Source organism: Mucilaginibacter sp. OK283 (assembly GCF_900110415.1).
GTDB lineage: Bacteria > Bacteroidota > Bacteroidia > Sphingobacteriales > Sphingobacteriaceae > Mucilaginibacter.
In genome coordinates, this window is record NZ_FODR01000015.1 from 1 (window position 1) to 11728 (window position 11728).

Below are 11728 nucleotides of genomic sequence, written 5' to 3' on the forward strand. Positions count from 1 at the left end.
CTCACAACTCACAACTCACAACTCACAACTCACAACTCACAACTCACAACTCACAACTCACAACTCACAACTCACAACTCACAACTCACAACTCACCTACTCACAACTCACAACTCACAACTCACAACTCACAACTCACCTACTCACAACTCACAACTCACAACTCACCTACTCACCTACTCGTTCCTCAAACTTTTCACAGGGTTGGCCAGGGCCGCTTTTATCGACTGAAAACTGATGGTTATTGCGGCTACCAGTAATGCAATACAGCCTGCTAATAAAAACACCCACCATTGGATGCTTATACGGTAGGCAAAATCCTGCAGCCATTTGCTCATGGCGTACCAGGTTATAGGGAATGATATGAGCGATGCTATCACAATAAGTTTTAAAAACTCTTTTGATAATAATGTGGTAATGCTGCCTGTTGATGCCCCCAAAACCTTACGGATACCTATTTCTTTAACCCTTAGCCTGATCATGAATGCTGCCAGGCCAAACAAGCCCAGGCTGGCTATTATCAGGGCAACAACGGCAAACACGGTAAATATCTTCCCCGTTTGTTGTTCTGATGCGTAAAGCGACGCAAATTTTTCGTCGAGGAAGGAATAGCTGAAAGGTAAATCAGTTTTAAAGCTATCCCATTGTGTGCGCATATCGGCAATAAGGTTTTTAATATCTTTTGTTTTTACCTTAACCATAATTGAACTGATGCTGTGGCCGGGCAACAACATCAGCGGCGCAATCTTTTGCTTTGTCGATACGTAATGAAAATCTTTAACTACCCCTACAACAGTATACTGAGCTCTTGCCGAGCGGACAATGGTTTTGCCTATCGGATCGCTTTTGCCCCATCCCAGATCGCGAACCAGGGACTCGTTAACAACTACCGCCATGGAATCGCCGGGATACGATGAATAAAAATTACGCCCTTTTACTATCTGGATCCCTAAAGTGGGTATATAGTGTTCATCCACATGAAAAATATCTGTATGAATTTCGGCGTGGCCGCCTTTGTCATTAAATTCCTTGGCATCTATCTGCGTGCCGTCAATACCGCCTCCTGAACCGGGAACACTGCTGGATATGGTAGCATTTATAACCTGTGGATTGCGCAGCAACTCCTGCTTAAATGCGTCAATGTTGTTGCGTAACGAATAAGTTTCATTTATTACCAGTACCTGATCTTTATCATAGCCCAGTTTTTTGTTTTGCATGTAATGCAATTGCTGGTAAACTACAAATGTGGCTATAATAAGTGCGGTAGATACTGCAAACTGGAAAACGATAAGCCCGCTGCGTAAATAGTTTTTGCTGGCCTGTTTGGTAGTCCCCGAGCCACCCTTTAATACAGCGATGATCTGGAAGCCCGACAATACAAATGCCGGATAAATACCTGCTATAACCCCAACTACAAAAACAAGTAATACCTCGGTAACTATGGCCTGGAAACTCACAAAGAAACTAATATCGATATGCTTGCGCGACAGGTCATTGAAAACCGGCAGCAGCAGGTACACTAATACGATGGCCAGTACCATAGCCCCTAATGTGAGCAATACCGATTCGGTAAGGAACTGTGAAATAAGCCCGCTTTTTTCTGAACCTAATACTTTACGGATGCCAACTTCTTTGCTCCGTTTTGCCGAACTGGCGGTTGATAAATTGGTAAAGTTAATGCAGGCCAGCATCAAAATAAATATAGCCAAAACACCAAATATATAAACGTAATGGATATCGCCATTAGCTTCCAGCTCGTATTTGGTTGCCGAGTGCAGGTGAATATCCGTTAAGGGCTGCAAATAAAACAGGAAGGTATTCACAGATTTACTTGCCTCGGCCACGCTTACATTCATGTCGTGGGCAATTTCGGGCACTACAAACTTTTTGACCAGGTCATTCGGAAACGCCAACTCCAGCTTTTTCGGGTCAGCGTTCTTGTTTAGTTTTATGTAGGTAAAATAACCAATGTTGCTCCAGGTTTGCGGCCCGGTTCTTACCTGGTTATTCATGCTAAAAAAAGCGTCGCCATGAAAGTGGGAATTGTCGGGTACTTTCTCAATAACCCCGGTAACCTTATAAGGCTCCCCGTCTACCAGTAACGATTGACCTACAGCCACCCCATTGCCAAAGTATTTTTTTGCAAATGCCGCGGTGATTACGATACTGTTGGGATCTTTGAGGCAGGTTTTACTTTCGCCATCAATTAAGGGGATAGAAAACAGCTGCAAAAAGTTGACGTCCACCATAAACAGGTGTTCTTCTTTAAACTTTTTGCCATTATATTCAATAAACGATGGTTTGCGGCCGGTAAGCCTGGTTACATCGCTTACCTGCGGATATTGATCTTTAATGCCTTTGGCTACAGCAACATCTACGTTGGGGTACTCGCTTGTTCCCGCGTTTTCAATAGTTTTAATACCAACGCGATAAATCTGCCCGGAATCCTGCGGGTATCTGTCGTAGCTTAATTCACTATAAACGTATGCCGTTATCAGCATACAGCAAGCCAGGCCAACCGATAGGCCAAATACATTTATAAACGAAAATATTTTATTGCGTTTTAAACTACGCCACGCGGTTTTAATATAGTTCTTAAGCATTGTGATGTATTTACCCGCAATGCAGTTTAAAATACATACCAATTATTAAAACAGCTGAAAATCAAATAGTTAATTCATAGCTCAAATTACAACTGTACGCAGGCGTAACAGTAGGTGTACGATTATGATACAGGGCGAAAGGTGAAAGGGAAAAGGTTAAAGGCGAAAGGTCACAGTGTCTTGTAACCTTGAATAACCTTTTCCCTTTCGCCTTTTCCCTTTCGCCTCGATATTATTCGTTCCGCAAACTGTTAATAGGGTTGGCCAGTGCGGCTTTGATCGATTGGAAGCTTACGGTTAGCAGCGCTACTATGGCGGTGCCGGCGCCTGCCATTATAAATACCCATACCTGTATAGTTATGCGGTAGGTATAGCCCTCCAGCCATTTGTGCATGCCCCACCAGGCAATTGGCGATGCAATGGCAAAGGCGATGAATACCAGCAGTAAAAACTCTTTGGATAGCATGCCCGTAAGGTTTGATACCGATGCGCCAAGCACCTTGCGTACGCTAATCTCTTTTTGCCTGTTTTGAGCCATATAGGCCGACAAGCCAAATAAACCGAGGCATGATATAAAGATGGTTAAGCCGGCAAACAAACTGGCCAGGGTTCCAACTTTTTGCTCGTCGCTGAATTTTTTAGCATACTCGTCATCCACAAAATGATACTCGAAGGGATATTCAGGATTATATTTCTTAAAAACGCCTTCGGCAAGTTTCAGGTTTTGGGCTGTGGTGTTATTGGGGTTAAGCTTGAAGTGTACCACGTTGAACCATGATTTTGGCCCCTGGATAATCATGGCTTTAACAGGCTGGTATGGCGATTCGATAATAAAATCCTTAATCACGCCTACTATAACCAAATTGTGGTTGTCGCGCTTGATCACCTGCCCTATCGGGTCTTTAAAACCAACAACTTTTACAGCAGCTTCGTTGAGTAATATCGCTGTTGAGTCTGTTGGGTAAGTATTTACATCGATATCCCTGCCTGCGGCTATTTTTAAACCCATTGTTTTTACAAAGTCGCCATCGGTGTTGTACATAATAAAATCTATCTTCTGGCTTTGATCTTTTCCCTTCCAGTCAAAACCCCAGCTGTCGCTCCAGCGTTGGGTAACCGGCGAATTGGTTTTGGTGACCGATACCGCGGCCCCGCTGCTTACCAGCTCATTGCGGATCATTTTAAAATTTTTATCAATACTGCCCGACATCATGGTGTACACCAGGTTGTCCTTTTTGTAGCCAAGATCCCTGTTTTGAGCGTACTGCATCTGATCGCGGATAAGAATGGTACAAATGATAAGAAAAATAGCGAATATAAACTGCACAACCACCAATATTTTGCGGGGACTGATTACGGCGTCTACATTTTTAAACGTCCCTTTTAACACGCTAACGGGCTTAAATGACGACAGGAAGAAAGCCGGGTAACTACCCGCAATTGCGCCGGTAAACAAAACAAATCCTAAGCCCGCCAGCCAGAAATAAACACTGGCATAAGGCACAAACAATTGCTTATCGGTTAACTGGTTAAAGCCCGACATGCTGATTTGCACAATAACAATGGCTATTACGCCCGCAATAAAAGCTATCAGGATACTTTCGCCTAAAAACTGTGTTATAATCGAGCCTTTTTTTGCACCTATCGCTTTCATGATGCCAACTTCGCGGGCGCGCTTTTCGCTCCGGGCTGTGCTCAGGTTCATGAAATTTATACAGGCTATCAATAAAATGAATGCGGCAATAACAGCAAACAACCTTACCGATTCAATTTTGCCACCGGTTATTTTACCGTTTTCAAATTTGGAATATAAATGCCATTTGGCAGCGGGGTGCATAAACACTTCCTGGTCTTTTTGGTCGGAGTGCGATTTGGTGATGTTGAGGACTTGCTTGTTAAGCTGATCTTCGGTTACATTGGGTTTAGTAAGCACCCAGGTTTGTACCGAATTATTGCCCCAATATTCATCATCGCCACCTGTTTTTTTCAGGTAGCTCCAGGGCATCAGGTATTCAAAATCAAAACGGGTGTTGTTGGGCAAATCTTTCATTACCCCTGTCACCGTAAAATGGTCAACGCTGTCAATACGTACCACTTTCCCCATAGCGTCTTGTTCGCCAAATAGTTTTTTTGCCAGTTTTTGCGTAATAACTATAGAGTTAATGGTATTGAGCGCTGTTTTAGGATTGCCCGCCACCAGCGGAAAGCTGAACATGGTCAAAAAATCAGGATCGGTAAAATCACCATTAAGGTTCAGGTGTTTATCGCCAAGGGTAAACAAGAAATTGGCCGATGTTGTGCGACAGCTTTGTTCAACAGCAGAGTAATCCTGCTTCAAAGTTTTCGACATGATCTTGGGTGTGGTTCCCCAGCACCACAGTTTGCCATCAAATACAGCACGGTTATAGGCCTGGTACAACCTGTCGCGGTTTTGATGAAACTGGTCGTAGCTCAGCTCATTCTGGATCCAGAACAGGATAAGCGCCGCGCTGGCCATACCTATAGCCAGGCCCGATATATTGATTAATGAAAATGATTTGTTACGCAGCAAATTGCGCCAGGCTATTTTTATAAAATTTTTAAACATACAACCGGGATAAGTTTGAATAATATAAAGACGAAACTTTTGTTAACAACGTTGCATCAAAAAGTATAAAGTTATTCACTCCTTAAGCTGTTCACCGGGTTAACCAACGCGGCCTTTATGGCCTGATAGGCAATGGTTACCGCGGCTATGATAAATGATGATACTATAGCGACGAAAAATATGCCCGGACCGATGCTAATGTGATATGCAAAATTTTGAAGCCAGTTATGCATCACATAGTAACCCAGCGGCGCGGCTACAAAAAAGGCTATTGCTATCAGGTAAATAAATTCTTTACCAAACAGGGCTACAATACTGTATATGGGCGCACCCAAAACTTTGCGGATACCAACTTCTTTTGTACGTTGCGATGCGGCAAAAGCTATCAGCCCATATAAGCCCAAACAACCAATAAGTATAGCGATGTACGAGAATAGCTGAAAAGCTGTGTAAACTTTTTGTTCCTGCCTGTAAAAATTGGCTATATGCTCGTCCATAAACTCGTATTGGAAAACATTATCAGGGAAAAGCCGAAGCCATTGTTTACCGATAAAAGCAATGGTTTTATTCATTGCGGCGGGCTGAATCCTGATGCTGGCCATGAAAAAGCCCTGCGAATTGTACTCCAACACGCAGGCCCTCCGTTTTTTATGTTTTGATTCGCTTTGGAAATCCTGTACTACGCCCATAATAGTTGATTGTTGATCGCCATTAAGCTTTACGTGTTTATTCAACGCCAGTTGCGGATCCTGGATGCCCAGCTTATGCATCATAGTTTCGTTGATTACGATGCTATTCAGTGTATCTTTATCATCTTTTTTCCAGATTTTTTGACCGGCCAGCATGTGCAGCTGAAACATGTCGATATATTTTTCATCAACAAATTTCATCTCGGTAACATCATCTTTGGTAAGTCCAAGCTCGGGCGACTGAAAACTGGTGAAAGAATTATTATATACAGGTCCGCCGTTAGAGAAGCTGAGATCTTTGATACCGGGATTTGTCATCAGTTGCTGTTTAAATACATCCCGTTTCTCTTTTGTCGGGATACTAACCGTAATAACAGCTTCCTTATTAAATCCAAGGTCCTGGTTTTTAAAAAAGTCCATTTGATGGGCAACTATCAAGGTGCCAACAATTAATATCTGCGAGATGGCAAACTGCGCTATAACCAGGCCTTTACGTAAGGTTAAGCCTTTTGCCGGTATGCCCGCCTGGCTTTTTAATGATTCAACCGGCTGAAATGCCGATTGCACAAATGATGGGTATAAACCAGCCAGGAGGATTACCAGGAAGGTTATTCCCGCTATCCAGGTCATAACTTCGGGTTGTAACAGCTGTTTGGCATCAATAGTTATCGACATCCATTCGCCCGCCCGGGCAAGGAAAAAAGCTGATACCAATACGCCTAAAATTACCGATAGTAAAACCAGGACAGTAGTTTCGCCCATAAATTGCCTTATTAGCTGCGATTTGGTAGCGCCTAACACTTTACGTACCCCAACCTCTTTAGCTCGCCTGATAGCCTGAGCCGTGGCAAGGTTAACGAAATTGATACAGGCGGTAATGATAATAAGCAAAGCAACCCCTATCAGCGCGTAATACGTATCTTTTGAGGTTGGTGTGATAATGTTATTAATATAACGCTGATCGAAATGAACATCTTTTAATGGCTGCAGCGGCAAATGAGCTGCTTTGGCAATATCGGCACCCCAGTTCTTTTTAATAAAAGCGGGTATTTTGCTTTCCAATTGATGGATGGAATACTTTTTAGGGATCACGATATAGGCATAGCTACCGCCCGGGATAGACCAGAAATTACCCATGGCGCCTTTTAACTTCTGTTCGATGGTTTTGAGCGAGATCAGCAACGATGTTGGCGTGCTTGAATTGGGTGGCAAATCTTTAATAATGCCTGCTACTTTAATATCAAACTGATTTTCGAAGTTGATATTTTTCCCCATAGCTTCGCTGTTGCCGAAATATTTTTTGGCGGCGGTCTCGGTAAGTACTACACTATTGGGTTGCGAAAGCGCGGTTTTAGGGTCGCCGGCCAGCCATTGGTAGTCAAAAACCATCGGCGTTTGCCCATCGCCAAAAACTATGTTCTTTTCTTTAAACCGGTTTTCGCCTATCTTAATCATCGCGTCGGGCAGGTAAAAAAGCTGCGTGGTTTGCTCCAGCTCTGGAAAATCAATGCGCATGGCCGGTATTATCGCCAAAGACACGTTCGAGTTAAAATCAAGCGCGTTTAAGGTTACCCGGTAAGTACGGCCGGCCTTGCTGTTGTAGCCGTCAAAGCCCAGCTCATTCCTCACAATAAGGAAGATCACCAAACACGCAGCCACACCCAAAGTAAGCCCAAAAACGTTCAGGAAAGCATAACTAAGGTTGCGCCGGATGTTCCTGAAGGCAATAGTTACATAGCTTTTAATCATGATTTCTGGTATTAAATTTTAAACGCTAAACTCCAAATCGCAATTTCCAAATCCTAAAATTCAACGCTAACCTAAATTGATACTCCATTTAAATGACCCAAGGTCACTCATTCTTTAAACTATCTACCGGGTTGGCAATCGCCGCCTTAATGGATTGAAAACTTACCGTTATTATAGCAATGATCAATGCACCCGCAGCAGCTACAACCAATACCCACCACTGAATACTTATACAGTAGGCAAAATCGCGCAGCCAAAGATTCATGAGGTACCAGGCTATAGGCGAGGCTATTAAAATGGATATGCCCACAAGTTTTATAAAGTCGACCGAGAGCATCCCCGTTATAGCGGCAACACTCGCCCCTAACACTTTACGGATGCCTATTTCCTTGGTGCGTTGCTCGGCAGCGTAAGCTGCTAAACCAAACAGCCCTAAACAAGCTATCACGATGGCCAGGGTGGTAAATACCATAAAGATTTGCCCGGTGCGCTGCTCCGTACGGTACGAGGCGTCAAAATCCTGATCCATAAAAGAGTAGTTGATCTGGATATTGGGGTTCAGCTCTTTCCAGGCGGCATTGATTTGCGCCATCAGCGTTGGCAAGTTATTAGTTTGAACTCGTACACTAAGGCCTCCTTTATTATCGGCAAGGGTCAATATCACAGGGCTTACATTCTCGTGCAGGGAATTGAAATTAAAGTCTTTTACTACGCCTAAAATACGGTATTGCTTCATGTGTTCCAGGTCGTGCTGGCTGCCCATCGACCGGTAGATAACACTATTTACCGGTTCTTTAAAACCCAGGAACTTAGCCGCAGCTTCGTTGATAACAACCCCGTCCGAATCTGTAGGCATATTTCTTGAAAAATTACGCCCGGCGGCTATTTTCATATCCAGGGTAGGCAAATAATCTTCATCAACCTGCCAGCTTTGCGGAAACATGGAGGTTTTTTCGTTTAAGGTGGCGTCCCTGTAATAAATGGCAGTACTTTTCCAACCCGATGTTGGTACAAAGCCAGTCATGGTAGCGTTAATAACACCGGGTAGTTCCTTTACCTTTTGCTTAAATATTTTAGCCTGGTTATTAAGTTCGTAAACATTTTTTATGATAAGTACCTGGTTACGGTTATAGCCCAGGTTTTTGGTTTGAATATAATTAAGCTGATTATAAATAACCAGCGTACCGATAATTAAAAATATGGATATGGAAAACTGGAATACAACAAAAAAACTGCGAAGCCCGCCTCCCTTAAAGCCAGTTGCCAGCTTGCCCTTCAACACATCAACAGGTTGAAATGCCGACAGATAAAATGCCGGGTACGAGCCGGAAAGTATACCTACAACCAACGCAACCAATAGCAGCAGTGGTAGTATCCAGTTTAATGAAGTCGCATTGATAGCAAGCGCTTTACCCGATAATTGATTAAACACCGGCAATAAAAACAACGCAATAATAAAAGCAAGCACAGTAGCTATTACAGTTACCGACACCGACTCGGTTAAAAACTGAGCTATCAAGTGCTTACGCGCCGATCCTAAAACCTTGCGTACCCCCACCTCACGTGCGCGGTTTGATGAACGGGCTGTTGACAGGTTCATGAAGTTTACACAAGCTATCAGCAGTATAAATACCGCTATCAGCAAAAATATATAAACATACTGCGTAGTACCGTTTGAACCTAATTCGCCGGAGATATTTGATTTGAGGTGAATATCTGTGAGTGGGATTAAATTCAACCTGAAAAAGCTGCCCCGTTTTTCAAACTCGGCATAAGACATGTTTAACTCAGATTTCATTTGCGCACCGCTGAATTTCTCTAATAACGCCGGGAAAGCTGCCTCTAATTGTTTGGCGTATGATTTGTCTTTTAATAATACATAGGTATTATAATCGCTGCGCAGCCACTCTGTCGATTTGCTGTCGGGGAAGGATGACATCGAGATAAAAAAGTCGAAATTGAAATGCGACTGTTGGGGTACATCTTTAATTACCCCGGTTACTTTACAAAGGGTATTATCATTAAACAGCAGTGTTTTACCAACTACATTGCTGCTGTTAAAATATTTTTGAGCGGTGGTTTCGGTAATTACCACGCTGTTAGGCTCAACAAGTGCCGAAGCCGCGTTGCCATTGATCATAGGCAGTGTAAACACGCTAAACAAAGAAGGATCAGCAAATGCCACCCTGTTTTCAACCATGTTCAGCGTGCCTTTTTTAACATGCGAGGAGCCGGCGTTTTTTATGCGCGTGGCATTCTCAACATAAGGATATTCGGCAATCAAGGTTTTAGCCAGCGGCGCCATGCAAACCGCATACTTTACGCTGTTATCGCCCAGTTTTAGGTCCTCATTAACCCGGTAAATACGGCCGGCTTTTTCGTTGTACCTGTCGTAACTCAGCTCGTCGGCTACGTACAACACAATAAGTAAGCAAGTGGCCAAACCCAAAGCCAGGCCCAATATATTTATAGCCGTGAAACCCTTGTTCTTACGCAGGCCACGAATGGCGGTTTTTATGTAGTTTCTTATCATAATTAATTCTTGAGTACACCGTGTTAGTTCACTTTTTCATTAATTCATTGGTTTTGTATGGCGGTTCATTGGGTTGGTTATGTGAAATAATGGCCCAAGGTGGTGCAATTTTACTCCCACCCATCAATGAACCAAGATCATTCACTTCTCAAACTATCTACCGGGTTGGCAATCGCGGCTTTAACAGCCTGAAAGCTAACCGTAGCAAATGCAATTACAAGCGCTATTACTCCTGCCAATGCAAAAACCCACCAACCTATAGCTATGCGGTATGCAAAGTACTGCAACCATTTGTTCATTGCAAACCATGCCAACGGTAATGCTATTAGCGATGAGATGATTACCAGCTGTAAAAACTCAATAGACAACATATTTACTATGCCGGTTACAGAAGCACCAAATACTTTGCGAATACCAATTTCGCGGGTACGCTGTATGGTGCTGTATGATGCCAAACCAAATAAGCCCATGCATGAAATACATATGGCCAGCACAGCAAAAATCGAAGAGCCCTTGTGTCTCCAAAGGCTTCTGCATGCAATTTTAATGTAGTTCCTGATCATATTAATAGGTTCACTTTTGGTTCATTAACTCATTGGTAGTATCTGGTGGTTTATGGGTTCGCTTGTTCATTAGTTTTGATTGGGTGGTTTACTTATGGGCTCATGAGTAGCCGCCATGGCTGGCGTTAAGTCATAGCTACAAAATCTAAAATTATCCTACCAATGAACTAATGAACCAGTGAACGATTAGGGGCAAAACAAGCTTACCCCTCCATCGCGGAGAGGTTAGCTTTTAACAACATTAACTTATATAAACTATCTTTTTATTGGGGCAGACGACACTTTTGGTTTTATACCATAATGTTTTCTACAACGGCCTGGCCGTCAAGTAACCTTATAATCCGGTGGCTGTAACGGGCATCATGCTCAGAGTGTGTAACCATGATGATGGTTGTACCCTGCTCGTTCAGGTCGGTTAACAGTTCCATTACATCGTTACCATTGGTACTATCCAGGTTACCGGTTGGCTCATCCGCAAGGATGAGTTTTGGTTTGTTTACAACCGCGCGGGCAATGGCCACACGTTGTTGCTGACCGCCCGATAATTGTTGCGGATAGTGGTTACGGCGGTGCATAATCTGCATTTTATCCAATACCTCTTCTACCCTTTTAACACGCTCGGCCGATGGTACGCCGGTATAAATCAACGGCAGTTCAACGTTTTCAAACACGGTTAACTCGTCAATAAGATTAAAACTCTGGAAAACAAAGCCGATGTTGTGCTTGCGCAGGTCGGCACGTTTACGCTCGGTAAAATGAGCTACTTCAATATCGTTAAAAACGTAGCTGCCTTCATCCGGGTCGTCCAACATTCCCAGGATATTTAACAATGTTGATTTACCACAACCAGACGGGCCCATTATGGCCACAAACTCGCCCGTTGCAATTTCAATTGATAGCTTGTTTAAGGCTATAGTCTCTACCTCTTCTGTGCGGTAAAATTTTTCGAGATTAGTAATTTTTATCATTTGCCCCTCCTGAATCATCTGCCTTTCGGCCGACGA

General features: G+C 43.3%; 6 protein-coding genes. All 6 read right to left on the reverse strand.

The window, feature by feature from the left end; genetic code table 11:
- Window positions 1-176: 176 nt before the first annotated feature.
- The 6 genes from BMX56_RS25940 to BMX56_RS25965 all read right to left on the reverse strand — a co-directional run bounded on the left by BMX56_RS25940 (window position 177) and on the right by BMX56_RS25965 (window position 11692).
- Window positions 177-2603 (reverse strand): ABC transporter permease, encoded by a 2427-nt coding sequence (locus tag BMX56_RS25940; RefSeq protein WP_090652627.1) that lies wholly within the window; start codon window positions 2601-2603, stop codon window positions 177-179.
- Window positions 2604-2835: 232 nt separating this feature from the next.
- Window positions 2836-5190, reverse strand: a complete 2355-nt coding sequence (locus BMX56_RS25945; protein WP_090652628.1) for an ABC transporter permease — start codon at window positions 5188-5190, stop codon at window positions 2836-2838.
- A gap of 71 nt (window positions 5191-5261) precedes the next feature.
- Complete coding sequence (locus tag BMX56_RS25950; protein ID WP_090652629.1) at window positions 5262-7628, reverse strand: ABC transporter permease; 2367 nt, start codon at window positions 7626-7628, stop codon at window positions 5262-5264.
- 103 nt (window positions 7629-7731) lie between these two features.
- Window positions 7732-10161 carry an ABC transporter permease gene (locus BMX56_RS25955; RefSeq protein ID WP_090652630.1) on the reverse strand — a complete coding sequence of 810 codons (2430 nt, stop codon included), beginning with the start codon at window positions 10159-10161 and terminating at the stop codon, window positions 7732-7734.
- A 137-nt stretch (window positions 10162-10298) separates the two neighbouring features.
- Window positions 10299-10724: an ABC transporter permease gene (locus BMX56_RS25960; protein ID WP_090652631.1), complete on the reverse strand. Its 426-nt coding sequence runs from the start codon at window positions 10722-10724 to the stop codon at window positions 10299-10301.
- A 290-nt stretch (window positions 10725-11014) separates the two neighbouring features.
- Window positions 11015-11692, reverse strand: coding sequence for an ABC transporter ATP-binding protein (locus BMX56_RS25965; RefSeq protein WP_090652755.1), 678 nt, complete (start codon window positions 11690-11692; stop codon window positions 11015-11017).
- Window positions 11693-11728: the final 36 nt, after the last annotated feature.

Excerpts from the sequence above, each read along its gene's own strand:
- BMX56_RS25940 (WP_090652627.1), bottom strand. The coding sequence starts at position 2,603 with ATGCTTAAGAACTATATTAAAACCGCGTGGCGTAGTTTAAAACGCAAT.
- BMX56_RS25955 (WP_090652630.1), bottom strand. The coding sequence starts at position 10,161 with ATGATAAGAAACTACATAAAAACCGCCATTCGTGGCCTGCGTAAGAAC.
- BMX56_RS25950 (WP_090652629.1), bottom strand. The coding sequence starts at position 7,628 with ATGATTAAAAGCTATGTAACTATTGCCTTCAGGAACATCCGGCGCAAC.
- BMX56_RS25960 (WP_090652631.1), bottom strand. The coding sequence starts at position 10,724 with ATGATCAGGAACTACATTAAAATTGCATGCAGAAGCCTTTGGAGACAC.
- BMX56_RS25965 (WP_090652755.1), bottom strand. The coding sequence starts at position 11,692 with ATGATAAAAATTACTAATCTCGAAAAATTTTACCGCACAGAAGAGGTA.
- BMX56_RS25945 (WP_090652628.1), bottom strand. The coding sequence starts at position 5,190 with ATGTTTAAAAATTTTATAAAAATAGCCTGGCGCAATTTGCTGCGTAAC.